Origin of the sequence: Dyadobacter chenwenxiniae (assembly GCF_022869785.1) — a bacterium.
Taxonomy (GTDB): Bacteria; Bacteroidota; Bacteroidia; order Cytophagales; family Spirosomataceae; genus Dyadobacter; species Dyadobacter chenwenxiniae.
Genome location: NZ_CP094997.1, coordinates 5,736,261 through 5,761,247, shown reverse-complemented (window position 1 = coordinate 5,761,247; position 24,987 = coordinate 5,736,261). Strand labels below are relative to the sequence as shown.

Sequence of the window (24,987 nt, the reverse complement as noted above, 5' to 3'; positions counted from 1 at the left end):
GAGACTTGCTAAGTTTTGAAAACTTAGCAAGTCTTGTCCCTAACAACCCCAACGATAAAAAACTATGGAGAAACTTACCAAGTTTTGGAAACTTAGCAAGTCTTGTCTCTAACAACCCCGACGATAAAAAACTATAAAGAATAACATGTACGACATTACCATTGTTGGCGGTGGCATCGTTGGTCTGGCCACAGCATTGCGACTAAAAGAGCAAAAGGCTTCCCTGAAAATCTTACTTTTAGAAAAAGAGAACGAAGTTGCAAAACACCAGACCGGCCATAACAGCGGCGTAATCCACTCGGGGTTATATTACAAACCCGGCAGTCTGAAAGCCACAAACTGCATTCGTGGATACCAAATGCTGATCGATTTTTGTAATCGCGAAGGCGTACATTACGACCTTTGCGGCAAAATTGTGGTTGCGACCAGCGAGAACCAGAGCCCATTGCTCAGGAATCTCTTTGAACGAGGCAACCAGAATGGCCTGATAAAAAACAGAATGCTCTCGCAAGGAGAAATTCGTGAAATTGAGCCGCATGTGGCTGGCTTAGAAGGCATTTGGGTTCCTTATACTGGCATTATAGATTATAAAACGGTTTCAGAAAAGTATGCCGAATGTTTTCAAAAGCTGGGCGGAAAAATCCAGTTCGGAGAGAAAGTCATTGACATTAGGAACCGCAATTCACATTCAGAAGTCGTATCGGCGACAGGTAAAATATTTGAAACAAAACTGATCGTAAACTGCGCCGGGCTATATTCCGACAAAGTTGCCCAATTGACTCAACCAGAGAACATTAAGGTTCGTATCATTCCTTTTCGCGGCGAATACTATAAGATCAAACCGGAGAAGCACCATTTGGTTAAAAACCTGATTTATCCGGTTCCCGACCCTAATTTTCCATTCCTGGGTGTACATTTTACGCGCATGATCGAAGGTGGCATTGAGGCCGGACCTAATGCAGTTTTTGCGTTCCGCCGGGAAGGTTATGATAAGCTGGACTTCAATGCTTCGGAACTAATGGAATCACTGGCCTGGCCGGGTTTCCGAAAAGTGGCGATGAAATACTGGAGAACGGGAATGGGGGAATATTACCGATCCTTCTCCAAAGCTGCATTTACCAAAGCGTTACAAGGGCTTATACCTGAGATTCAGAGCGATGATCTTATTCCCGGTGGGGCGGGCGTTCGTGCGCAAGCTTGTGATTACGACGGCGGGCTGCTGGACGATTTTTCAATTATTGAAAACAAACATGCAATCAATGTGTGTAATGCTCCCTCACCAGCGGCAACTTCTTCATTATCAATAGGACAGACAATTTCTGAGCGGGTTTTGGCAAGAATGTAGGCAGCTTTCGGCTGTCGGCTGGCGGCTGGCGGCTGGCGGCTGGCGGCTGGCGGAAAACAGAAAAGGCCCTGCTTTCGTTGCGAGAGCAGGGCCTTTTACATTATATCAAAACCGAAAGCCGACAGCAGATAGCTGATAGCCGACAGCCGATAAACTATTCTTTTCCTAACTTACTATTCTTCTTGCCATAACCGAAGTAAACTGCCAATCCTATTGCCAGCCAGATCGCTAGTCGATACCAGCTTTCCACAGGCAAAGAATACATTAAATAAAGACATACTACAATCCCCATAATAGGCACAAAAGGAACTAAGGGTGTACGGAAAGAGCGCTGGAGATCCGGTCGTTTAACACGCAGCATCCATACGCCCACGCATACGAGGCAGAATGCAAAAAGTGTTCCGATACTCACCATATGTCCCAAATCACTCACAGGAACAAGCCCGGCAAAGATGCTCACAAAGCCCATGAAGAATAAATTGGTTTTCCATGGCGTTGCGAATTTAGGATGCACATCGCTGAAAAATTTCGGCAAAAGTCCGTCCCTGCTCATGGAATAGAACACGCGGCTTTGGCCTAAAAGCATTACAAGCATTACAGACGTGTAACCGGCTAGAATTGCAATGATCAATGCAGTCTGCAATGAATCATACCCTGTTTTGGCAAAAGCAGTTGCAGCAGGTTTAGCGTCGTTAGCGAACTCCGTATATTTAACCAGACCAGTCATTACATGCGCAAAAAGCACATATAGGATCGTACAAACAACCAATGATCCCAGTATACCGATCGGCATTCCTTTCTGTGGATTTTTGGCTTCCTGAGCTGCTGTTGATACTGCATCAAAACCAATAAATGCAAAGAATACGACGGCGGCTCCTGTTGCAATACCCGTCCAGCCAAAGTTTTCGTAGTTTCCTGTGTTTTCAGGAATGTACGGAACATAATTCTGTGGATCGATGTGGCTCCAACCTAATGCTATAAAAATAAGTACAACTGCTACTTTTAAGATAACCAGGAAGTTGTTAAGGAAAGCAGACCCTTGCGTTCCTCTGATCAAAAGCAGTGAAAGCATGCATACAATGAATATGGCAGGCAAATTGATAATTCCGTTGTCGATAACCGTCCCGTTGCTCAACTTCACAACTTCAAAGGGCGAGCAAACAAGCTGTGTAGGAAGGTGAATGTCAAATTTGCTCAAAAATTCAAGCAGGTAACGCGACCAGCTAACCGAAACGGTAGCAGCTCCCAATGCATATTCCAGAACAAGGTCCCATCCGATAATCCAGGCAACAAACTCTCCCATAGTGGCGTAGGAGTAAGTATAAGCGCTTCCTGCTATGGGAATCATGGAAGCAAACTCAGCATAACAAAGGCCGGCAAAGCCACAACCCAATGCTGCAAGTATAAATGAAATGGTAACTGCCGGTCCGGAATGTTCAGCAGCCGCAATTCCGGTTAAGGAAAAAAGACCGGCTCCAATGATCGCGCCTATCCCCAGAGCAACCAAACTGGTTGAGCTAAGTGACCGCTTTAACTGGTTTCCTTCTCCTGTTGATTCTAGTAGTAATTTGTCAATAGGCTTTTTGACCCATAATTGATTTGCCATATAATGCGTTTGTTGTAGTTATAATAACATCCTATAAAACTAAAAAGAAATTTGGCAATTGCGTATATTGACAAAATAAAAAGGGGAAAGTGTAAAACTTAACCCCTTTTTATTCTAAAAAATGCTTATGCTTTGATCTTCTTGCCTGCGACCGGTGCGATAGGCTCCGCAACAGTCAATGCAGGCTCTTTTCTTTTTTCGCGTTGCAGCAAGTCAACTACGATTGGCGCCGCCACGAACAGCGACGAATACGTTCCTACGATTACCCCAAGAAGCATACAGAATGTAAATCCGCGTATTACAGCTCCTCCAAAGATCATCAACACGATCAAAACAAGGATTACAGAAATACCCGTTACGGCCGTACGGCTCAATGTACTGTTAAGCGCATTGTTAATAACCGTTGGCAAGCTTTGACCACGTGCTTTATCATCTTTCAGGTAATCACGAATACGGTCATAAATTACAACCGTGTCATTCATTGAATATCCGATCATGGTAAGAATTGCACCGATGAACGCCTGATCAATGTCAAGCGACCATGGCAGCCAGCCGTTGAACAGCGAGAAGATCGCCAAAATGATGATCACGTCGTGACCCAGGGACACAACCGCTCCATAACTGAACGCAACCCTTTTGAAACGAATAAAAATGTAAACGAAGTTAGCAGCCAGCGCGAGCAGGATTGCGTAAACGGCAGACCAAAGCGTGTCATTCGCCATGGTAGGCCCTACTTTGTTCGAGCTAACGATTTTAGCTGGATTGTTCGGAATTTTCTTAACACCAGCCATAATTTTAGCCTCTGCCTTTTGATCTGCATCCGTAGATGTTTCCTCAATCAGGTAAGCAGTTGTAATTTTCACCTGATCCTGTCCACCGAATGTTTTTACTTCAGTAGTCGAGCCAAGATCCGCATCCATAATGCTTCTCAGCTTATCAGCATCAACGGATTCTTCAAAACGAACCACATAGGAACGTCCGCCTTTGAAGTCGATACCCAGACCAAATCCTTTAAAAATGAATGAACCTATCCCCACGGCAATAATGACTGCGGAGATAATGTAAAAACGACGACGCTGTGAAACGAAATCGAAATGGTTGTCCTTAAACCAGTTTTTGGTTAAGCCTGAATAAAAATGGAAGACTTTTCCGCTTTTGATCTGCTGTTCAAGGAACAAACGTGTAATAAATATTGCGCAGAACAAAGACGTAAGCAAACCCAGAACCAATGTGGTTGCAAATCCAAGAACAAGCCCGGTTCCGAACGTGTAAAGGATGATACCCGTTAGCAACGTCGTAACATTGGAGTCAATGATAGCTGTAAGTGAATGTTTAAAACCATCCCGAACCGCTTGCGCGAAAGGTTTTCCTTCCTCCAGCTCAACTTTAATACCTTCATAAATAAGCACGTTCGCATCCACGGCCATACCAATGGAAAGCACTATACCCGCAATACCCGACAGCGTTAAAACCGCTCCCAAAGAAGCCATGACGCCCAAAAGGAAGAACAAGTTGATCAGCAATGCGATATCGGCGATCCATCCTGCACGGCTGTAATAAGCAACCATGAAAACCAAAACGATCAGCAAACCAACCGCAGATGAAATAAGTCCGTCATTGATAGCCTCAGCTCCCAGCGAAGAACCTACGACCGCTTCTTCAACAATGTGCGTAGGAGCAGGCAACTTACCCGCTTTCAAGACATTGGACATATCTTTTGTCTCTTCCACAGTGAAGCTTCCCGTAATGCTTGAGTTACCATTAGGAATCTCGCCTTGTACAGTTGGAGCCGTGTAAACCAGGTTATCGATGATAATCGCAACCGGACGGCCTACGCTGCGGGCCGTTAATGTACGCCATTTACGTGCGCCTTCGCCATTCATACGCATAGTCACCTCCGGGCGGCCACGCTCATCGTAGTCGTGCGTTGCATCCACGATCACGTCACCTTCCATTGCAGCCTGGCCATTTTGCTTTTTAATAAAATATAATGGCAGGATCAGCTGGTTATTTACACCTTCTGTTCCTTTACGGTCCCACATGAATACAAGATCCGCAGGGAACAGTGATTTCACTTCCGGACGGTTAAGAATTTCGTTTGCGCGTGCCGTATCTTTCAGGAAAACGCCCAGACCTTGTGGCATTGGAACGAATAAGTTGGTCAAAGCAGCACTTTGAGCAGCTAGTGCAGAAGAGTCAGTTGCAGTTGAATCAGAGGTCTTCTGTGCCAATTGGGCAGCCAGGCCTCCGTCTGTTTTCTTGGTTGTATCGGTTGCAGCCGGTGCGCCAACAGCTGGTTTCCCTGTTGCTTTTTTAATTTCTTCCTGCTTAGCCAAATATTTCCCCAAGCCATCCAGTCCAGAAGCCAGTTCGTTGGTCAGGTAAACCTCGGAGAATTCCAGTTTTGCAGCACCGGATAGCAAACGACGCACACGCTCAGGATTATCAACACCCGGAAGCTCAACCAAAATACGGTTCTGGCCAGGCAGACGCTGAATGTTAGGGTTTGTTACACCAAACTTGTCAATACGGGCCTGTGTGATCTGGAATGCACGGTCGATGGAACCATTCACCTCAGTATTAAGCATTTTGATCACATCACCGTCAGACGAGCTGCTGCTGATCTTGCCTCTGTTTGAGCTTGTCGCGAAAATGCCGGCCAGGCTTGAATTAGGAGCCGCTTCTTTATATGCAGCTGCAAAGCGATTGATAAATGCACTGTTGCTGGCCGCTTTATCCTCGCCTGCTTTCCGCAATGCAGTTTGGAACGCCGCGCTGCGCGCATTTCCACCGGCCATTCCTTTCAAAATGTCAGCAGGAGCCACTTCCATCACTACGTGCATACCACCCTGCAAATCAAGACCAAGGTTCAGTTCACGTTCCATTACTTCCTGCAGAGTATGACCGATATACACATCCTCGCGCCACAGCGAGTCGATGTAACGTTGTTTTTTTGCCAGGTCTACTTCCCCTTTCGCATCCGTTGCATAAGCCACCGATTTGGCTTTAATGTTACGTGATACAAATGTAAAGGAGAGATAATAGACGCTAATCAGGGCGATCACGATGGTTAGCCCGATAATTCCGTTCTTATTAGCCATTATTATGTATTGAAAAAATTAAAGTGATATTCCTGAAAGATTAAAAGAAGCATTTCCGCAAGCTTCATGCAGCAGATAGATCAGATGCAACAAACAACAGGCGCTCAGCCCATTAGTAAGATCCAATAATATAAAAGCAGTGAAGTCTGCCGCAGCATGCCTGCGCGGAGAAAACGGCATTAAGGGGCGTTGGTGACTATATACCGACCGAAGATCCTATGGAAATAGGAAAAAAGAAATACAGATTCCCTGAAAACAACCGGGACAACCGATGCACTGGCTACGAAATGCCAGACGGGCTGGGGTAAAAAGTAGAAATAATGGGAAAAATCAAATGATAATGCGGGCGTAATAACCGCGTCCAGGGACAATGCACTAACTTTTGCCTGGCTTTGCTCCGGCGACTGGGAGGCGTTTTTTGTAAGATCCTTACCAATCTCTTTGGCGTGTGCAACGTGTTTTTGCGCTGAATCCGATTGATCAGACCATGAACGCATTCCCGCAACCATCAACAGCATGATGGCAAGCATGAAGCTCATTGTCTGATTAATAACTCTTTGCGCTTTCACTTCGAATTCAGATCTCTTATTAAACGGCAAATTTTAATCTAAAAAATCACAAACGCAAACTATTTTTTTAAACACCGCCGCTATGGCTGGTCGTTGCGACATTATTTCAACCTTCCGTACTTCTTCATAATTTCAAGAAGCTGCTCTTTGGGAAGTTCTTCTACTTTGTGGCCTTGCGTCCCTTCGCTGGTTTGCGCCATCACGAGTGAATTGATGATTGCTTCTTCGGTGGACTCTATAACGGCCAGAAAAAGCGGGCTGATAGCATCGTTATGAAGATAAGTAGCGCCAAAAGTACGTTCCGGCATTTCGTGAAGCATGCGATTGGCCGTTGAAAATGCGATCACATAATCTCCGCTGCCATTCGATGCGATCCCGCCGGTTTGTGCGAGGCCCATAATCGCCCGTTTTGCAAGCCTTTTCAAATTTCTTGCATCCAGCGGCGCATCCGTGGCCACCACCATCATGCACGAGCCGTCGGAAGTTTTATCTAGTGATTCTTTAAATGCAAATTTCCCCAGTTCCTCCCCCACCGGAACGCCGTTGACCTTCAAAACCCCGCCAAAATTTGTTTGCACTAAAACACCAACCGTGTAGCCGCCGAGATTGGCAGGAAGCTTTCTCGATGCGGTTCCAATGCCTCCTTTAAAATTAAAACAAACTGTCCCCGTTCCTGCCCCCACATTACCTTCTGCAACCGGGCCGTTTTGCGCTTGCGCCAATGCATTGAGTACATGCTCCTTACGTACGTGACGCCCGCGAATGTCGTTCAGAAAACCATCATTGGTTTCTCCCACAACCGGGTTCAGCGATCGCACGTTTTCGTTGCCCTGCTGGCCTAATGTCCAGTCAATGATGGCGTCAGCGACGGTTGGGACGCTCAATGTGTTGGTGAGAAGAATAGGCGTTTCAATGGTGCCAAGTTCTTCAACTTGCGAGTAACCCGTGAGTTTGCCAAAGCCGTTGCCGATATAAATGGCTGCCGGCACTTTTTGCTGAAACAAATTTCCATCGTGCGGCATAATGGCTGTTACGCCTGTGCGCACGTCGGCGCCTTCCCGCAATGTCACCTGACCTACTTTCACTCCACCCACATCCGTGATCGCATTCAGTGATCCGGTCGGCAGCACACCGATTTTGATTCCCAGCTCACGCGCGCGTTGTTGCGCGAAAGCAGGCGTTGCAAAAAGTACGAGGAGGATCAGTAAATTTCGTTTCATCATGATATTTTATAAAAATGAAATATAACAAAAATCCACTGGCAAAACGCGTTTACCAGTGGATCAAGAGTGTTTTTCAAGAAATTAATCCTCGTCCGGACGCGCCTTTTCAGGATCAATGATCGTTTGCTTCCGGCTTACCGCCGAAGCGCTGAAAAAGCCCAGTGCCTTCATTCCATTTGGATTCGAGTTTTTGACATTCGACTTGATATTCGAGTTGGGAACAGCAAAAAGTCCTCCATTCGCAGCTTGTTCTCTGATCTGTTTCAAAAACTCAAATGTCTCATTGCTAATGCTGTGCAACTCTACGCCTACAGACGCTCCCGCCGAGTAAAGTGAATCAACTGTGAGCGACTCTCTGATAGGAAGAATGAAAATTAAGCCGTCGGATGGTGCGCCAGCCCCAAAAGCTGCATCATAAGCAATGGAAATGTTGACCGCTTTTTCCGTTGCCGGCTTGCCGTTCACGAGCGGCTTGATCCAGTAAGTGTCACCTTCACCAACAAAGTCCCTGGCATAAAATTGAGCGACATAACCTTCCTTGGGGCCTTTATCCGGCTCAAATGGCAGCTTTTCCTTGCGATACACGATCGAATCGACTGTCGGAACCCGTTTCAGTTCACTGGATGCAGTATAAATATCAGACTGGTTTTTAATCTGCAATGCATAAGTGCGACCAATCCTGCCTAATGTGTCTGTATTGGTTTTCCCCCAAATATACTGACCGTTTCCAGCCAAATCTTCAAACTTGAAGACCTTGCCTTTGTCGTCGGTTACTGTCACTTCGGCACCTAAAACTGGTGTTGCAGGACCGTTGTTGAAATATCCAGCTGACCAGTTCAGCTTTATGGTTTGCGGACCGGGCTGATTAGTGACCCAACCGTCCACCACAAGCTGCTGCGGACCAGTCTCTGTTTCCAGGTCAATAACATCTTCGCAACCAGAAAGGAAGATCAATGATGCCAATAAAACCGGGAGTACGGCTATTTTTTTTATAAATAAAATATCTGATATCTTCTTCATAGCAATGATTTCTACCAATGATGAGTTTACTTTCTTTAAAATTTAAAATTGTAAGTAATAGCCGGAATCATGCTCCCGATCACCGAATAACGAACTGCTTCCGTTTTAAGCGGGGTGTCCTCATTGGCACGGGTGTAGACCGAGAAGGGGTTGCGGCGATTATAAACATTATATATAGAGAAAACCCACTCGCCTTGTCCTGAATTGAAAAGCTTTTTCTTGGATTTCAATGTTGCTGCCAGATCCAGGCGGTGATATGCCGGAATGCGGTTGTTGTTCCTTAAACCATTATAATTATTAGCGATCGGCCAGCCCTGGTAGTCGTAACGGTTTGTCGGGAATGTGGCTGGCGTGCCGGACATGATTGTAAAGTTGGCTGAAAGAGACAAACGTTTACGCATTTCATAAATGGCAACCGAAGTGAAATTATGTGGTTTGTCAAATCTGGCCGGAAACCAATCATTGTTGTTAATGGTCTCAACGAGCCGCTCGGTCCGGGCCAATGTGTAACTCACCCAGCCGGTTAGTTTTCCTTTGTTCTTTTTTAGATAAAATTCAGCTCCGTAGGCCCGACCTTTTCCTGTAAGCAGGTCGCCTGCAACGAATTCATTGAGCAGCAATTCCGAGCCCGGAACATAGTCGATCTGGTTATAAAGTTTTTTGTAATAAACCTCAACAGAAGCCTCATACATGTTGTTGCTGAAATTCTGAAACCAACCCAATGCAACCTGATCCGCCTTTTCAGGCAGGATGGTTGTCGAGCTCAAAGTCCAGACGTCCAATGGTGAGCTGGCAGCTGTGTTGGAAAGCAAATGCAGATATTGTGCGGTCCGGTTGTAGCTGGCTTTGATAGAGGCATCTTTGGTAATCCCAATGTTCAAAGACGCCCGTGGCTCCCAGTTTCCGTAACTTTTGATTACGTCTCCTTTTTTATATGTATTACCGGGAAAAACCGGATACTTCCTTTGCCCTTTTTCAACTTCCAGATAATCATATTCCGTCCCCGGCCCTAAGCTTCTGAAATAAGAATAACGCAAACCATATTGCAGCGAAATCTTGTCACCGAACTTCTGTTCATTGCCTATATACAAAGCGGATTCATCAGCGTAGCGCGGTTCGAGGCTAATATCTGTACTTTGCCCTTCCGAAACTGCAATGGCCTTTCCGGGGCGCGTATCATAATAAATGTATTGCCCGCCGAATGTCAGTTGGTTGTTCGGTGTAATGTAGAATGTAAAATCCGGCTTAATGCTCGTGCTGATGATCTTGGATTTCCAATCAAACCTGTCTTTTGCATCGGGCTTGTTTTGGTTCTGCCCCAGATTGTAATCGTAATTGCTGTAATAACCGGTCAGGTTCATGAATAATTTGTTGGAAAAAACGTGATTCCAGCGCGCTGTGGCGGTTGCATTACCCCATCCGAATCCAAAATCACCGCCACCAAAAACATCTTTACCAAAATAACCCGAGGCAAAGAATGTGTCCTTTTCTCCAATTTTATAATTCACTTTGGCCGTAAGATCATAGAAAAAGAACTTGGAATCTTTCAGGTCCGAATTCAAAAATGGTTTGGCCAAAACATCAATGTAAGACCTGCGACCGGCAACGATGAACGAGCCTTTTCCTTTTGCAAATGGTTGTTCATAGGTTAACCTTGAAAAAATAGACCCGATCCCGCCATTGATCTCCCGCTTCTTAGCATTTCCTTCCTTCATCCTGACATCCAGAATGGAAGAAATACGCCCGCCATAAAGTGAAGGAATTCCGCCTTTTATCAACTTTACATCCTTAACCGCATCGGGATTGAAAACCGAAAAGAATCCGAATAAATGGGAAGAATTGTAAACCGGCGCTTCGTCCAGGAGCACAAGATTTTGAGAAATATCCCCACCCCGCACATTAAAACCGGAAGCACCTTCCCCAACCGAAGTAACCCCAGGCAGTAATTGAATGCTGCGGATCAGATCCACCTCACCTAGTAATGCCGGCATTTTGCGGATTGTCTTCATTTCCACCTTATTAACAGACATTTCAATGCTCTTCACATTTTCGTCTTCCTTTTGTGTAGAGATTGTGACTTCCTGCAAATCGGTGCTTTCATCAGACATTTCGATGCTGACAGTCTTGTCGGAGTCCAGATTGGCAGTTTTTTCAACTTTTTGGTAACCTATATATGAGAATACAAGCGTATAATTCCCCTCCGGAAGAGTCAGGGAATAAAAACCGTAAGGGTTCGTCACTACGCCGGTCTCGGCTTCGCGAACATAGACAGAAACTCCGATCAGACCTTCACCATTTGACTGGTCTTTTACATAACCGCTGACAGTGTGCCGGTTTTGCGCAAATGCGCTGACACAAAAGAAGAGCAAGAGAATACATTGAGCGAGTACTTTGTTTTTCATGGGCTTTGATTTCATTATTGAACTTTTCCTATTCTGATGACAACCTTAGAGACGTATACCCTTTTTAAATACTTCAAAAGTTTTTTTGAGAGTCATGCTAGGAGCCGGTAAAGCACGTGTAAATCAACTTCATATAACAGAAAAAAGTGATGAACCGGCCAAAAAACGGAATAAATGGCTAAAACTCAAAAACCGAAGGCTAAAACGGAAATAGTATTTTTTTATGAAATTTTTGACACAACGCCATCATCCGTGCACATTTGCAACAGTTCAAGAGACGTTTTTTTGAGAAGCGGGTTTATAAAATCAGGAGCAATTTCCGTAAGGGGAATCAGGTTAAAAAGGCGGTCCTGGAGGCGGGGATGGGGTAATGTCAGGCTTGCGCTGTCGAGCACCAATGCATTGTAATACAGCAAATCAATGTCAATGACGCGCGCTCCCCAGCGCTCGTGGCGGACACGGCCGAGTTCGTGCTCGATGTCCAGGATGATCCTTAAAACTTCTTCGGGAGCAAGCGCGGTTTCAACGCGGATAACCTGGTTCAGGAACGCAGGCTGGTCGGCAAGGCCCCAGGGTTCTGTTTCGTAAACGGAAGACTCGCCGGATATCGTGCCGATCCTTTTTGCAATTTCTTCCCGCGCAGACGCAAGCGTAGCTTGCCTGTCGCCCAAATTAGAGCCTAGCGAAAGAAAAATGCCTTCGGAACCCGCCATCTTGCAATCGTTATGGAGTGGAGCGCACGGCGCATGAAAAAAGGACTTCCCGGATAGGAGAAGCCCTTTTCAAACTCGTAAATATTTTTAGAACGTAAGTGTTCCTTTGTCGTATGCTTTTTGAATCGTTGCTTCGATACCATTCTTGTTGATAGTACGAAGTGCAGAAGTAGCTACTTTCAACGTAACCCACTCTCCTGTCGAAGGAAGGAAGAAACGTTTCTTTTGCAAATTCGGGAAGAATTTACGCTTTGTTTTATTGTTAGCGTGAGAAACGTTATTTCCAACGCGAGTTCTTTTACCTGTAATTTGACAAACCTTAGCCATAACTTGCAATTTTTTCCAAATGAGGGTGCAAAGATGCGTTATTAATTTTTTTTGAGCAAACTTTTGTAAAACATATTTTCAAAAAATTGGCTTACCACCTCATTCTGAACCCTACACCGTGAATATTATCAATTTTAATATCCGGATCGGCCGATAAATATTTCCTTAGTCTCGAAATAAACACATCCAGGCTGCGCCCCATAAAATAATCGTCATCGCCCCAGATCGCCTTCAATAATTCATCCCGGCGAATTACCTGATCGGGCCTTTCCGCCAGAAATTTCAGCACTTCCGCTTCTCTGAATGTCAGGTTTTGGCTGCTTCCGTTAATGGCCAATGTCAGCTTTTGAAAGTCGAAAGTATATTTCCCGACCTTGCTGGAATCTGCTTTTGCTACTAAAGGCTCCTCGGATTTGCTGCGCCTTAAAAATACGTCAATACGCAATTTGAGCTCTTCAATGCTGAATGGCTTGGTAATATAATCGTCCGCGCCGAGTTTGAGGCCTTTGATCTTATCTTCCTGCAAAGCGCGCGCGGTGAGAAACAGGATGGGCACCTGGCTGTCGGAATTACGGATTTTTTCGGCTAATGTGAATCCGTCCATCTTAGGGAGCATAATATCCAGCACGCAGATATCGAAATGATCCTTCCCGAAATATTCCAATGCTTTGATGCCGTCGGGCGCGTGAATTACTTCATAATCATACTCTTCCAGGTTGTCTTTCGTCGCAAATGCCAGGTTCGGATCGTCCTCGACGTACAATATTCGTTTTTTCATTTAGGCTTGTTTCTGGGGAATTGATATTTTAAATGTGCTTCCTTTTCCAAGCTCGCTTTCGAGGTCAAGCTTCCAGTGATGCGCACGGACGATCTGTTTCACGTAACTGAGCCCGATGCCGAACCCTTTCGCATTGTGCACATCGCCATATGGAATGCGGAAAAACTGGTTGAAGATCTTTTTACGATATTCCGGCGCAATGCCAATGCCATGATCCTGCACAGCTATAACCAAGCATTTACCTTTATTGTAAGTCTCGATTTTCACGTCAGGCGTTTCGTTGGAATATTTCAATGCATTGTCGATCAGGTTATTGATCATGCATCTGAAATGAAATGGGTCCGCTTCTATCAATGTGTTCGCCGCATGGTTCAGAAAGGTGATCTTGTTTTCAAATGGCAGCAAAACTGATTCGATAATGTCTTCCGAGCGCATCATTTCTTTTTGCAAAGTCAATGCATTCCGTTCTGCTTTTGCCATGGAGAGCACCATTTCTACTTGTCCCTGCAACCGCAAAATCTCATCCTGGACAATCTGGACATATCTTTTATGCCGTTTCGGCTGATTGACAATGTTGTCGGAATTCAGAACATCCGCCGCAATGCGAATGGTTGAAATCGGCGTTTGCAGTTCGTGTGTCATATTATTGACGAAATCCCGCTGCACTTCCGACAATTGTTTTTGTCTCAAAATCACAAAAAGCGCATAAGCAAAAAACGAAACGGCAACTAAAACCAGGACAGAAGACCATATCGCTCCATTGATGGTGCCCGCAAAATACGTGTCCTGTTCAGGAAAGCGCACACCGAAATAATAGGGATATTTATCTGTTTTAATCCAATTGGAAGTGGGCGTAGGGATCTTATCATTGTTTTTCGTGCTCAGCGACATGCCATAGCGCATCCGGTTGGTCGTACAATCGTAAATCCCAACCTCGAAATCAGTGATCAGGTTATTTTTTTGAAAACTGTCTTTGATAAAATTTTCCAGCAGGTCCGGTTGTGTGGTAGCATTGGTATTCACCAAAAAATATTGAGGCGATAATTGTTCCACAGGATTGACGCTTTGCATAACACCATTCACTTTCGCGAGCTTGGTAGCCACATCCTGCAATGCAACGTGCGCATTTTGGTTAAACTGCCTGTGCCTGAGATCCAGCGCCTGCTTCACCCAATAGATCTGCGTAATCACCACACCAATGATGAGCACAGCAGAAAAAATGGTGAGGGACTGAATGGTACGTCTTGACATGGCGCAGGTTAAACGTTCATTGCTTTGATTATTGTGAAAGATCAGGAATAATACTGCAAAAGTCCTTCCAGCGGCGAACGCAGAATGCGTCCCGGCTTCAAATTCAGGATTTCGAGCACATTCTTCAAAATATCCTGATAATAATAGGCAACTGATCCTGTGAAATGAATGGGGACGGTTTGTGCTTCCGGATGTTTACAAATGTATTTTTTGGCAAAAATCGCGAAAGCGCTTGAAACCACGTTTTCTAAAAATGGATCCGATTTGTTCTCTGCTATAAACTTTGAAAAAGAAGCGAAATAACGGTTAGGATAAGGTTTTTTATAAGCATTTTCCAAAACGGAAAGCCGGTTAACCTCTGGAAATTGCGCGGCAAACTTTAAATGTAAATGTTCCGGCAACTCATTTTGTAAAAAGTGAACAACCAATGTTTTCCCTAGGTAGGAACCGCTTCCTTCATCACCCAGCCAGAAACCCAGGGAACCAATCGAGCGAACAATGTTGGTGCCATCATAAAAAGCATTATTGGCACCCGTTCCCAAAATACAGGCCAAACCCGCCTCATGCCCGCACAACCCACGCGCAGCGCCCAGCATATCCGAAGCGACTTCTATCATGTCGGCAGAAGAAATACATTTGGTCAATGCATCAAAAACCGGCCTACTAGTCTTTTCGTCCGCACAACCTGCACCGAAAAAGTAGATTTTACCAACCGTCCCCATTAAATTAGGAATCACTTCTTTTTCCAAAACCGGAATGATTTCCTCCGCAGTTTGATAAAACGGATTGATCCCGGCCGATTGGAACGAATGTTCTCCTGATGAATTTTTAATGACCCAATCCGTCTTCGTCGATCCGCTGTCGGCTATTAAATATGATTTCTGCATGGATTATTTTTCCGGTGACTGCAATTTTCCGATGGCGCTGAAACGCTCAAAAACCTTTTCTGTGTGCGGCGCGTCGCCCAATTCTTTGGTCAGGTCCTGCCCTGCCCAATGTTCGTAATGATGCCCGTTTCGCCAAAGTCTTGATGAGCCCACATCATATATAATGCCTTTATACGCGCACCAGATTTCTTCCCGGTCCTGTCCGTTTCTGAGCGCAAGCTGCGCTTTTGTATATTCTTTCATTACTGCCATTTGGCCCGCAATTTAGTGATAACGGTTTTTCGGTTCGAAATTAAAAATGATCTTGGATGAATATTTTGATAATAAGACTAAAATGTAAGAACTTGGCGTTCTGTAAAAGAAATTCAAGCAATAGAAATATGAAAAAAAGTTACTCTTTAATTTGGTGTACAATACTGGCACTGACCCTGATTGCAACCGGATGTAAGAAAAAAGTGAAACCCGTTTCAGAACGCATTGCGAAGGCCTGGACGGCGGAATCTGTTAAGCACGGGCCAACTGTTGTTTACACCAGAGGAGGTTCCACCAACGCTGTTCCCGCTTACTCGGCTTTCAGGCTGACATTGAATGATGCATCGGGCACCAAAACGGTTTCCTATACGGAGTTCGACGGCAGCACATTCAGCGGGACCTGGGAACTGGACGGAGATTCAAAGCTGATCCTTAAAGAGTTGACTCCTCAGCCAACCGGAAGCGGCGGAACCATTGAATTTACGATCACATCACTGGATGACGCGAGATTGATCCTTACCAGACTGAAAACCAGTCCTAAAACAGGTGGAACAATCAACGAATACACATTAAGCAATCCATAATCTTATCCACTGGCATTTTAAAATGCTTTTGAGATAAACCATCATATAGCGAAGCCATTTCTACCAGAAAGTGGCTTCGCTTTTTTTTAGCTAATTTTGCACCATGGAAACAAGAACTGAAATAAGCAGCCTGGGTGAGTTCGGGCTCATAAAAAGAATAAATAGCGGAATAAAAACGATATTACCGGATACAATCAGGGGAATTGGTGACGATGCGGCGGTCATTGATGCAGGAGAGGAATATGGTTTGCTATCGTCCGATCTGCTGCTGGAAGGCGTGCACTTTGATCTGACATTTTTCCCTTTGAAACATTTGGGTTACAAAGCCATCTCTGTCAATGTTTCGGACATAGCGGCCATGAACGGAATTCCGAGACAAGTTACTGTGAACCTGGCATTGAGCAACCGGTTTTCATTGGAAGCGATAGATGAATTGTATGAAGGAATGAAAGTGGCTTGCGCGGATTTTAATGTGGACCTGGTTGGCGGGGATACATCATCGTCGCGGTCCGGATTGCTTATCTCTGTAAGCGTTTTCGGGAAGGTTAATAAAGATAAAATTACTTACAGGAACACTGCAAAACCCAACGATCTGCTGTGTGTTACGGGTGATTTGGGCGGCGCTTATCTGGGTTTGCAGTTGCTGGAAAGAGAGAAGCAGGTTTTCCTGGCTAACCCTGATATGCAGCCGGAACTGGAAGGAAAGGATTATGTAATTCAGCGCCAGCTTCGGCCGGAAGCGCGTATGGACGTCATATACGAGCTGGCGGAAGCAGGCGTACTGCCCACTTCCATGATCGATGTTTCTGACGGACTGGCTTCGGATCTGCTTCACATATGTGCGCAATCAGGTGTGGGCGCGGTGGTTTTTGAAGAGCGGATTCCTATTGACGAGCAAACTTACCTGGCGGCTTCGGAACTGAACATTGGGCCGATCACTGCGGCCATGAACGGAGGGGAAGATTATGAATTGCTTTTCACCGTTTCACAGGCTTCCTATGATTTGATTAAAAATAATCCCAAAATCAGCTTCATAGGCTATATCACGGGCGATAAAGAAGAAATTGTGCTGCATACCAAAGGTGACAGCCGGGTGCCGATTACTGCCCAGGGTTGGAGTTAAAATCTAAATAATATTGAATGAAAAGCATAGCCACGGTTATGCTTTTTTTGTACGCAACCATCGGACGGCTTTGCTCGTATTCACGACAAACCAATTCATCTCTAACAATAAAAATTTGAATCCGATGAAAATCTTCAACCTTTCCCGTACGGTCTTTGCCCTGGGATTCGTCATGTCCGTCGTCATAGCCTGCTCGGACGATGACCCGAACCCTGATCCAATCCCGGCGGTTACCAACGACATTCAGCTCAAAGACAACGCTACTTTGGGGAAAATTTTGACTGATAAGGATGGCAAAACACTGTATTTCTTTTCGAAAGACGCTAATGGAAACTCCGCATGCTCCGGCAATTGTGAAGTGAACTGGCCGGTTTTTGCTGTGACTGATCTTAGTAAACTCAAAATCGACGGTGGCTTAACTGCCAGTGATTTCGCGAACATTACCCGTGCTGACGGCAAACCACAAACCACTTATAAAGGATGGCCTTTGTATTATTTCAAAGATGATGCAGCTGCTGGCGAAGTGAAAGGTGAGAATGTGAATGGAATATGGTTTGTCGCCAAAACGGATTACACGGTTATGCTGGCCAACGCGCAGCTCGTTGGTAATGACGGGAAATCCTACAAACCCGATTTGACGGAAGGAACCGGAGAAACGCAGTTTTTTGTGGACGGCATGGGAAGAACATTGTATGCGTTTGCACGCGATTCATCAGGAATCAACAACTGGACAACCAATGATCCTGAGAAGGATAAAACCTGGCCAATCTACATTGCAGACGAGATTAAAGGCATTCCAACCGGTGTGGACAAGGCATTGTTTGCAACCATTGATGTTTTTGGAAAAAAACAACTTACCTATAAAGGATGGCCGCTTTACTATTTTGGACCTGACGAGATGAAAAGAGGCATGACCAAAGGCGTCAGCGTTCCGAGACCTGGCGTTTGGCCCATCGTAAACAAAGATTCACCGAATGCGCCTAAATAAATTCTAGCTTATTACAAGAATAGGAAAGTGGCAGCCATCTGGCTCGCCACTTTTTTTATTTACCCCAATCAGCAACAAGCTTTTCGAATAACTGCTGCAAGAAAAGCGTCCGTTTTCCGGCTTCTCCGCTGCCAACCGGCAAGTCGCCAATTTGAACAACGGGCATAACCCACTTGGTAGTGCTGGTCGTAAAAACCTCGTCCGCCAAAATCACCTCTTTATACAAAACCGGCCTGACCTGCACTTCAAAATGTGGTTTCGCAAGCTCCATAACGACTTTTCTTGTAATGCCTTTAAGAATGTTGCGGTCGGAAGTAATGAGCTTGTCGCCCTGGAAAATGAAAATATTGCTTCTCGTCAGCTCACTAACCTCTCCTTCTTTATGAAAAAGCAGGTCGGCCGCCTGCTGACGTCGCAATTCATCCGCCATTAAAACCATATGGACGTAATTTGTCGTTTTTACTTCCGGCAAGTCACGCACATAGTCATAAGGCAAAACTTTAATGCCTTTCAAACGGCCGGCAGGATTGTCCTGTGGCAATGCTTCCGTCCTGATCAAAAAATTAGGCTCCACAACATTCACGCTGTCGGGCGAATAACCGCCGGTCAGGACAAAGCGAAAAGCAACTTCCCGCTCACCCGACAATGCATACAGATCGGCTAGTGCTTTCTCCGTTTCCTGTTGCGTTACGGGCAATGTAAGTTTCAGCAGCCTGGCTGAATTTTCAAACCGCTGCCAGTAATCGTCCCACCGGAAGGGCACGCCATTATAGGTCCTGAAATAGTCAAAAAGCCCAAAACCACGGAGCAATCCAAGATCATTGGTTTTAAAAATCGGACTGTCAATAGGAAGAATTTCTCCGTTGAAATATTGATGAAAAGGCATGCCGGGTGAATTAATATATGATGGGCGGAATCTCAAAGTTATTAATTTTCCCTACTTTGCATACATATCTGATCAAATCAAAACGTTACTATTTTACCCGTCAGATTTATCTGAACGGATCTTTTTTACTCTGCGAATGATTAAACCCGAACAATTACTGCAAACGCTGCAAATTGAATTTGAGAAACAATCCTACGGCGAACATCCCACTGAGCTTTACGAGCCTATCCGCTACATTATGTCGCTTGGCGGGAAACGTTTTCGTCCGTTATTAACCTTGCTTGCCGCTTCTATATATTCCGACAATTGGGAAAATTCCATTAAACCAGCCATGGCGGTGGAGCTTTTTCACAATTTCACTTTAATGCACGACGACATTATGGATCAGGCGCCGCTACGAAGAGGCAAGGCGACGGTTCATGAAAAATGGAATGCAAATACGGCGATTTTATCAGGAGATGTCATGCTGATCAAGGCATATGACCTTTTGCTGGACATTCCGGCCGAAAAACTGCGTCGTGTTTTGGAAAGATTTAATAAAACAGCGGCAGAAGTTTGCGAAGGTCAGCAGTTGGATATGAATTTTGAAACCCGCTGGGACGTTACCGAAGAGGAATATCTGGGAATGATCCGTCTGAAAACATCGGTTTTGCTGGGCTTTGCATTGGAACTCGGTGGAATTATCGGTGGAGCTGATGAAGAATCCATTCAGCTTTTGTATTCTGCCGGCGAAAATATGGGGATTGGTTTTCAATTGAAAGATGATCTTCTGGACGTTTACGGCGATCCCGACAAGTTTGGCAAGCAAGTGGGTGGCGACATTATTTCCAATAAAAAGACATTCCTATTGATTGAAGCATTGTCCAAGGCAGATAACGATTCAAAAATCGAACTGGACAAATGGATCGGTCTGGAAACTTTTGACAAGCAGGAAAAAGTGGCTGGCGTAACGGCCATTTATGAAGAACTAGGCATCCGCGCATTTACGGAACAGAAGATCCAGGAATATTTTACAAAAGGGCTTTCAGGCCTGCACGCACTGAAAATAGATGAAGAAAGAAAACAGCCATTGCTGCAATTTGCAGAGCAATTGGTTGAGCGTGAAAAATAACAGCCATTCAAACATTTAAAAACCGAACATGTCCATAACCCTCATACTCGTCATCATTACATCCGGCATCAGTTATTATGCATTGAACAATTATAGTTTAATGGAAAAACTGATCCTGAATCCCTATAAAGTCACGCAGCGCAACGAATATTACCGTTTCGTAACATCCGGCTTCATTCATGCCGATTTTGGGCATTTGATCTTTAATATGCTGAGTTTATGGTTTGTAGGCGAAGGGATTGAAAGGCTTTTTAGTATGCTTTTCGGGCCGAGCGGAACAATCTATTTCCTGTTCCTGTACATTGTCGGGATCATTGTTTCCGATATTCCAACATTTTTAAAACACCGGAACAACTCTAAATACAATTCACTAGGAGCTTCCGGGGGCGTTTCGGCTGTGCTGTTTGCAGCCATCCTTTATTCTCCGTTAATGCAGGTTTGTCTGTATTTCTTTATCTGTATGCCCGGGTTTATCTTCGGCTTGCTCTTTTTGGGATATTCATTTTACGAATCCAAGCGCGGAACAAGTTATGTGAACCACAGCGCGCACATGGTTGGGGCGATTTTCGGGTTTGTGTTCATGGCTGTGGTTTACCCCAGCGCGGTTCCCGGATTCCTGCAGCAAATTTTGAGCTGGCGATTATTTTAATTCCGCGAGGACAGTTACGCTGCCGACTGTTTTGTCCTGCAAATTAACCTTTACTTCCGCATCCAGCGGCAAGAAAATATCCACACGCGATCCAAACTTGATAAAGCCCATTTCTGTGCTCTGCTCCACCTGATCGCCTTCCTTCACATACCAGCGTATGCGGCGTGCGGCGGCGCCTGCTATTTGGCGGAAAAGAATTTCGATGCCTTCAATGGTTTTAATTACAATGGTTGTACGCTCATTATCCGTGCTTGATTTGGGGTGCCAGGCTACAAGATAAAGTCCTGGATGATATTTAAAATATTGAATTACTCCGCTGATCGGGTTCCAGTTGATATGCACATTCAATGGAGACATAAAAATGCTGATCTGCCTCCTGGGGCCTTTAAAATATTCACTTTCAACCACTTCCTCGATTACAACCACTTTTCCATCACAAGGAGCTACAATTTGCCGGTCGCTTTTATAGACAACACGCGAGGGCACTCGGAAAAACTGAACAACAAGAATGAAAACGATCACACTGCCAACCAACACCAATCTTGGGATCCAATAACCGTCAGGCAGCATATAATATATGCCTAAGTTTATCAGTATCAATATAATGGCTGTAACGGCCATGATGGTGTAACCTTCTTTGTGCAGTCTCATGCAGGGTGATGTTTCGTTAATGACTTGCTGTAAAATACAAATATCGTATAAATACTGATTTCCTTTCAATCAAAAGCCCTGCCAATCCATTCAGAAAGGCAGGGCTTCACAATTTATTAATGTTTTGTGACTGGTTATTCGATCACAACACAGTCTCCGTTCTTCACCTCCTGCTCCACTTTTTTAAATTTCACATCGCGTAAAATCCGGCCATCGCGATATTGAACAGACACTTTCTGATTCCTATCTGCAATTTTAATGGTGCGAACAGGCTGCGCTTTCGTTGTAGACTCCATATTGCGGGCGTACTCGCTCGGGCCGCCATCCAATTCAGCATCAAAGTCCTCTTCGCGGTTCGTATGCAACGCAGGCGCAGGAGCCGGACGACGCACGGTTTGTTGAACCGCAGTTGCCGGAACTTCCTCCTCCTGAGGAATATCTGCCTTCATCAGGAAGGAGATCATATCAAAATTCACTTTGCTCAGGAAGCGCTTAAACAGCTCAACCGATTCGAATTTATAGATCAACAATGGATCTTTTTGTTCAAACACCGCATTCTGAACGGACTGTTTCAGATCATCCATTTCGCGCAAATGCTCTTTCCACTCCTGATCGATCAGCGAAAGGACGATGGCTTTTTCCATCTCGTTCGTAATCTCTTTCCCTTCGTTTTCAATGGCCTTTTTCAAGCCTACAACCACGCCAGTCTGACGGATTCCATCGCTGAATGGAATCATAATCTCGGATATAGTTGCACCGCGTTCAGCATTGATAGAACTCAAAACAGGCAACGCTTTTGCCGCTATTGCCGCGTTTTTGTCCTGGTAGTGTTTCTCAGCCGCATTATAAAGCTTCTGCGAACGATCCGCTGGCTTCAACGATCCGTATTCCGACTCGCTGTATGGAACTTCCATTCCTAATGTGGTGATCACTGCTAATTCAAGCTCGGCATAAGAATTTGCTGTGCTTACAAGCTCGTCACACACATCATATAATGTATTGGCAATGTCAACAGCCAGACGTTCTCCGAACAATGCATTGCGGCGACGTGTATAAATGGCATCACGCTGATAGTTCATGACGTCATCATATTCCAAAAGACGCTTCCGCATGCCGAAGTTGTTTTCCTCAACCTTTTTCTGCGCACGTTCAATGGATTTGGTAATCATTCCGCTTTGGATCACTTCGCCTTCTTCCAATCCCATTCTGTCCATCACCTTCGCCATCCGGTCGGAGCCGAACAAACGCATCAGGTTATCTTCCAACGAAACAAAGAATTGCGATGAACCCGGGTCACCCTGACGACCGGAACGGCCGCGCAGCTGCCTGTCGACGCGACGGCTTTCGTGGCGTTCCGTACCAATAATGGCAAGTCCACCTGATTTTTTGGCTTCCGGCGTCAGCTTAATGTCTGTTCCACGACCGGCCATGTTGGTGGCAATGGTCACAGTTCCGGGTTTACCGGCTTCCGTCACAACTTCCGCCTCACGCTGGTGTTGTTTGGCATTCAAAACCTGGTGCTGGATTTTTCTCAATGTAAGCATCCGGCTGATAATCTCGGAATTTTCAACCGAAGTCGTACCCACCAAAACAGGCCGTCCGGCTTCCACAAGCTCCACGATTTCGTCTGTTACTGCATTGTATTTTTCACGAACCGAACGATAGACTTTATCTTCATGATCTTTCCGAACCGCATTGACATTGGTAGGGATCGAAACCACGTCCAGTTTATAGATTTCCCAGAATTCACCTGCCTCAGTCTCCGCTGTTCCGGTCATACCGGCCAGCTTATGATACATACGGAAGTAATTTTGCAAGGTAACCGTCGCGTAAGTCTGCGTCGCATCTTCAACACGCACATTCTCCTTTGCTTCAATCGCCTGGTGCAAACCGTCAGAGTAACGACGGCCATCCATAATACGACCAGTTTGCTCATCAACGATCTTAACCTTTCCGTCCATGATCACATATTCCACGTCTTTTTCGAAAAGCGTGAACGCTTTCAAAAGTTGGTTAACAGTGTGGATACGGGCAGTTTTAACAGAGTAATCGCGGATTAATGCTTCTTTTCTGATAATGCGTTCCTGCTCATTCAGTGATGCATCTTTTTCAATTGCATCCAAATCAACAGCAATGTCGGGTAGGATAAAGAAGTTGGTCTCTTCGGATTCGCCGGTAAGGAAATCAATCCCTTTTTCAGTTAATTCAATGCTGTTATGACGCTCGTCGATCGTGAAGTAGAGCGGCTCATCGGCCACCGGCATCAGCTTCTGGTTTTCCGCAAGATAAATCGATTCCGATTCCTGCATCAGCGCCTTAATTCCTGATTCACTCAGGTATTTGATCAAAGGTTTATATTTTGGCATCCCGCGATGTGCGCGGAACAGGGAAAGTGCGCCTTCTTTTTTATCACCGGCTGCAATTTTCTTTCTGGCATCATTTAGGAAATCCATCGCCAGCTTTTTCTGCGCCTCAACGATCCTGGATACACGTGGTTTCAACTCCAAATATTCCTGTTCGTCTCCGCGCGGAACCGGCCCGCTGATAATCAATGGCGTACGTGCATCGTCAATCAACACGGAGTCAACCTCATCCACCATTGCGAAATGGTGCTTGCGCTGGACAAGCTCCTCCGGTGTCCGTGACATGTTGTCACGCAGATAGTCAAAACCGAATTCATTGTTGGTTCCGTAGGTTAGCGAAGCTTTGTATGCATTCCTGCGGGCAATGGTGTTGGGCTGGTGGCGGTCGATACAATCAACGCTCATGCCGTGGAATTCGAAAAGCGGTGCGTTCCATTCCGCATCACGTTTTGCCAGATAATCGTTCACTGTTACAATGTGAACGCCATTTCCAGCCAATGCATTAAGAAAAGCAGGAAGGGTTGCAACAAGCGTTTTACCTTCCCCGGTCGCCATTTCGGAGATTTTACCCTGGTGCAGAACCACACCACCGATCAGCTGCACATCATAATGCAGCATATTCCATTTAATAGGCTGACCAATTACATCCCAGGTTGTATTCCAATAAGCCTTGTCACCTTCAATGACAACATGTGACTTTCTGGTAGCCACTTCCCTGTCGAAGAAGGAAGCGGTAACTTCCAGCCTGTCATTCTCTTTAAAACGGCGGGCTGTTTCTTTTACAATGGCAAAGGCTTTTGGTAAAATATCCAAAAGAATCCGCTCAAGTTCTTTATTACGATCCAGGTCCAGCGCATCAATTTTTTTGAAAATCGCTTCTTTGCTGTCCACATTAGGCTCATCAGCAGCCTGTTGTCTTAAAACAGCAATCTGATCGTCAATGGATTTCAGGTTGTCGGCAATATGTTGTTTCAGACCTTCGGATTGTGCCCGTAGGTCGTCATGGGTTAAGGAAGCCAGGAGCACGTATTCGGCATTGACTTTATCAACGTACGGAGTTAACTCTTTTAAATCCCGTTCTGATTTTGTGCCGAACAGCTTTGAAAATATTTTAAACATGATTTTAGTATATGTTTTAACCGATCATTTACAGAAAAA

21 protein-coding genes are annotated in these 24,987 nt (G+C 45.2%); 6 read left to right on the top strand and 15 right to left on the bottom strand.

The genetic code is table 11. The features are described from left to right. Positions 1 to 145: 145 nt before the first annotated feature. On the top strand, positions 146 to 1,345 hold the full coding sequence (gene lhgD / locus MUK70_RS24645; protein WP_234658361.1) for an L-2-hydroxyglutarate dehydrogenase: 1,200 nt from the start codon (positions 146 to 148) through the stop codon (positions 1,343 to 1,345). A 154-nt stretch (positions 1,346 to 1,499) separates the two neighbouring features. Here the strand turns inward: lhgD and MUK70_RS24640 are convergent, their stop codons facing one another. From MUK70_RS24640 to MUK70_RS24585, 12 genes are all read right to left on the bottom strand, one after another. Further along, on the bottom strand, positions 1,500 to 2,951 hold the full coding sequence (locus MUK70_RS24640) for an amino acid permease (protein WP_234605804.1): 1,452 nt from the start codon (positions 2,949 to 2,951) through the stop codon (positions 1,500 to 1,502). A gap of 125 nt (positions 2,952 to 3,076) precedes the next feature. Continuing rightward, a complete protein-coding gene (gene secDF / locus MUK70_RS24635) occupies positions 3,077 to 6,052 on the bottom strand; it encodes a protein translocase subunit SecDF (RefSeq protein WP_234658362.1) in 2,976 nt (991 codons plus the stop codon). A gap of 179 nt (positions 6,053 to 6,231) precedes the next feature. Next, positions 6,232 to 6,651, bottom strand: a complete 420-nt coding sequence (locus MUK70_RS24630; protein WP_234658365.1) for a hypothetical protein — start codon at positions 6,649 to 6,651, stop codon at positions 6,232 to 6,234. Positions 6,652 to 6,722: 71 nt separating this feature from the next. Next, the gene (locus tag MUK70_RS24625) at positions 6,723 to 7,844 is read right to left on the bottom strand and encodes a DmpA family aminopeptidase (protein WP_234605807.1); all 1,122 of its coding nucleotides are present in this window, start codon (positions 7,842 to 7,844) and stop codon (positions 6,723 to 6,725) included. An 81-nt stretch (positions 7,845 to 7,925) separates the two neighbouring features. Then, the gene (locus MUK70_RS24620) at positions 7,926 to 8,864 is read right to left on the bottom strand and encodes a DUF4249 domain-containing protein (RefSeq protein ID WP_234605808.1); all 939 of its coding nucleotides are present in this window, start codon (positions 8,862 to 8,864) and stop codon (positions 7,926 to 7,928) included. A 35-nt stretch (positions 8,865 to 8,899) separates the two neighbouring features. Then, positions 8,900 to 11,266, bottom strand: a complete 2,367-nt coding sequence (locus MUK70_RS24615) for a TonB-dependent receptor (RefSeq protein ID WP_234658366.1) — start codon at positions 11,264 to 11,266, stop codon at positions 8,900 to 8,902. Positions 11,267 to 11,487: 221 nt separating this feature from the next. Next, entirely contained in the window at positions 11,488 to 11,979 is a 492-nt protein-coding gene (gene folK, locus MUK70_RS24610; RefSeq protein WP_234658368.1) for a 2-amino-4-hydroxy-6-hydroxymethyldihydropteridine diphosphokinase, read from the bottom strand. 87 nt (positions 11,980 to 12,066) lie between these two features. Further along, positions 12,067 to 12,306, bottom strand: coding sequence for a 50S ribosomal protein L28 (gene rpmB, locus MUK70_RS24605; RefSeq protein ID WP_026632020.1), 240 nt, complete (start codon positions 12,304 to 12,306; stop codon positions 12,067 to 12,069). Between the two features lie 91 nt (positions 12,307 to 12,397). After that, complete coding sequence (locus MUK70_RS24600; protein WP_234658369.1) at positions 12,398 to 13,084, bottom strand: response regulator transcription factor; 687 nt, start codon at positions 13,082 to 13,084, stop codon at positions 12,398 to 12,400. Next, positions 13,085 to 14,335 carry a sensor histidine kinase gene (locus MUK70_RS24595; RefSeq protein WP_234658370.1) on the bottom strand — a complete coding sequence of 417 codons (1,251 nt, stop codon included), beginning with the start codon at positions 14,333 to 14,335 and terminating at the stop codon, positions 13,085 to 13,087. A 41-nt stretch (positions 14,336 to 14,376) separates the two neighbouring features. Next, positions 14,377 to 15,222 (bottom strand): N-acetylglucosamine kinase, encoded by an 846-nt coding sequence (locus MUK70_RS24590; RefSeq protein WP_234658371.1) that lies wholly within the window; start codon positions 15,220 to 15,222, stop codon positions 14,377 to 14,379. Positions 15,223 to 15,225: 3 nt separating this feature from the next. Beyond that, complete coding sequence (locus MUK70_RS24585; protein ID WP_234658372.1) at positions 15,226 to 15,465, bottom strand: cytochrome b5 domain-containing protein; 240 nt, start codon at positions 15,463 to 15,465, stop codon at positions 15,226 to 15,228. Positions 15,466 to 15,602: 137 nt separating this feature from the next. On the opposite strand from MUK70_RS24585, the gene MUK70_RS24580 reads away from it, so the two are divergent. The 3 genes from MUK70_RS24580 to MUK70_RS24570 all read left to right on the top strand — a co-directional run bounded on the left by MUK70_RS24580 (position 15,603) and on the right by MUK70_RS24570 (position 18,169). Then, the gene (locus tag MUK70_RS24580) at positions 15,603 to 16,058 is read left to right on the top strand and encodes a lipocalin family protein (RefSeq protein ID WP_234658373.1); all 456 of its coding nucleotides are present in this window, start codon (positions 15,603 to 15,605) and stop codon (positions 16,056 to 16,058) included. Positions 16,059 to 16,161: 103 nt separating this feature from the next. Further along, the gene (thiL, locus tag MUK70_RS24575) at positions 16,162 to 17,181 is read left to right on the top strand and encodes a thiamine-phosphate kinase (RefSeq protein ID WP_234658374.1); all 1,020 of its coding nucleotides are present in this window, start codon (positions 16,162 to 16,164) and stop codon (positions 17,179 to 17,181) included. 124 nt (positions 17,182 to 17,305) lie between these two features. After that, entirely contained in the window at positions 17,306 to 18,169 is an 864-nt protein-coding gene (locus tag MUK70_RS24570) for a hypothetical protein (protein WP_234658375.1), read from the top strand. Positions 18,170 to 18,224: 55 nt separating this feature from the next. Here the strand turns inward: MUK70_RS24570 and MUK70_RS24565 are convergent, their stop codons facing one another. Further along, on the bottom strand, positions 18,225 to 19,055 hold the full coding sequence (locus tag MUK70_RS24565) for an aminotransferase class IV (protein WP_234658376.1): 831 nt from the start codon (positions 19,053 to 19,055) through the stop codon (positions 18,225 to 18,227). A 139-nt stretch (positions 19,056 to 19,194) separates the two neighbouring features. Here MUK70_RS24565 and MUK70_RS24560 point away from each other — a divergent pair, with 139 nt between their 5' ends. Both MUK70_RS24560 and MUK70_RS24555 read left to right on the top strand, forming a co-directional pair. Beyond that, positions 19,195 to 20,166 carry a polyprenyl synthetase family protein gene (locus MUK70_RS24560; RefSeq protein ID WP_374759744.1) on the top strand — a complete coding sequence of 324 codons (972 nt, stop codon included), beginning with the start codon at positions 19,195 to 19,197 and terminating at the stop codon, positions 20,164 to 20,166. A 28-nt stretch (positions 20,167 to 20,194) separates the two neighbouring features. After that, positions 20,195 to 20,815: a rhomboid family intramembrane serine protease gene (locus MUK70_RS24555; RefSeq protein ID WP_234605830.1), complete on the top strand. Its 621-nt coding sequence runs from the start codon at positions 20,195 to 20,197 to the stop codon at positions 20,813 to 20,815. On the opposite strand, the gene MUK70_RS24550 is transcribed toward MUK70_RS24555, so the two are convergent. Together MUK70_RS24550 and secA are read right to left on the bottom strand one after the other, a co-directional pair. Continuing rightward, a complete protein-coding gene (locus MUK70_RS24550) occupies positions 20,807 to 21,466 on the bottom strand; it encodes a phosphatidylserine decarboxylase family protein (RefSeq protein ID WP_234658378.1) in 660 nt (219 codons plus the stop codon). The genes MUK70_RS24555 and MUK70_RS24550 overlap by 9 nt on opposite strands. Positions 21,467 to 21,600: 134 nt before the next feature. After that, positions 21,601 to 24,948 (bottom strand): preprotein translocase subunit SecA, encoded by a 3,348-nt coding sequence (gene secA, locus MUK70_RS24545; protein ID WP_234658379.1) that lies wholly within the window; start codon positions 24,946 to 24,948, stop codon positions 21,601 to 21,603. Positions 24,949 to 24,987 lie beyond the last annotated feature (39 nt).

Bases quoted from the DNA above. Each gene is read 5' to 3' on its own strand.
- folK (WP_234658368.1), bottom strand. From the start codon at position 11,979: ATGGCGGGTTCCGAAGGCATTTTTCTTTCGCTAGGCTCTAATTTGGGC.
- MUK70_RS24550 (WP_234658378.1), bottom strand. From the start codon at position 21,466: ATGAGACTGCACAAAGAAGGTTACACCATCATGGCCGTTACAGCCATT.
- MUK70_RS24585 (WP_234658372.1), bottom strand. From the start codon at position 15,465: ATGAAAGAATATACAAAAGCGCAGCTTGCGCTCAGAAACGGACAGGAC.
- lhgD (WP_234658361.1), top strand. From the start codon at position 146: ATGTACGACATTACCATTGTTGGCGGTGGCATCGTTGGTCTGGCCACA.
- MUK70_RS24615 (WP_234658366.1), bottom strand. From the start codon at position 11,266: ATGAAAAACAAAGTACTCGCTCAATGTATTCTCTTGCTCTTCTTTTGT.
- rpmB (WP_026632020.1), bottom strand. From the start codon at position 12,306: ATGGCTAAGGTTTGTCAAATTACAGGTAAAAGAACTCGCGTTGGAAAT.
- MUK70_RS24640 (WP_234605804.1), bottom strand. From the start codon at position 2,951: ATGGCAAATCAATTATGGGTCAAAAAGCCTATTGACAAATTACTACTA.
- MUK70_RS24620 (WP_234605808.1), bottom strand. From the start codon at position 8,864: ATGAAGAAGATATCAGATATTTTATTTATAAAAAAAATAGCCGTACTC.
- MUK70_RS24595 (WP_234658370.1), bottom strand. From the start codon at position 14,335: ATGTCAAGACGTACCATTCAGTCCCTCACCATTTTTTCTGCTGTGCTC.
- MUK70_RS24570 (WP_234658375.1), top strand. From the start codon at position 17,306: ATGAAAATCTTCAACCTTTCCCGTACGGTCTTTGCCCTGGGATTCGTC.
- secDF (WP_234658362.1), bottom strand. From the start codon at position 6,052: ATGGCTAATAAGAACGGAATTATCGGGCTAACCATCGTGATCGCCCTG.
- MUK70_RS24600 (WP_234658369.1), bottom strand. From the start codon at position 13,084: ATGAAAAAACGAATATTGTACGTCGAGGACGATCCGAACCTGGCATTT.
- MUK70_RS24625 (WP_234605807.1), bottom strand. From the start codon at position 7,844: ATGATGAAACGAAATTTACTGATCCTCCTCGTACTTTTTGCAACGCCT.
- MUK70_RS24580 (WP_234658373.1), top strand. From the start codon at position 15,603: ATGAAAAAAAGTTACTCTTTAATTTGGTGTACAATACTGGCACTGACC.
- MUK70_RS24555 (WP_234605830.1), top strand. From the start codon at position 20,195: ATGTCCATAACCCTCATACTCGTCATCATTACATCCGGCATCAGTTAT.
- thiL (WP_234658374.1), top strand. From the start codon at position 16,162: ATGGAAACAAGAACTGAAATAAGCAGCCTGGGTGAGTTCGGGCTCATA.
- MUK70_RS24565 (WP_234658376.1), bottom strand. From the start codon at position 19,055: ATGCCTTTTCATCAATATTTCAACGGAGAAATTCTTCCTATTGACAGT.
- secA (WP_234658379.1), bottom strand. From the start codon at position 24,948: ATGTTTAAAATATTTTCAAAGCTGTTCGGCACAAAATCAGAACGGGAT.
- MUK70_RS24590 (WP_234658371.1), bottom strand. From the start codon at position 15,222: ATGCAGAAATCATATTTAATAGCCGACAGCGGATCGACGAAGACGGAT.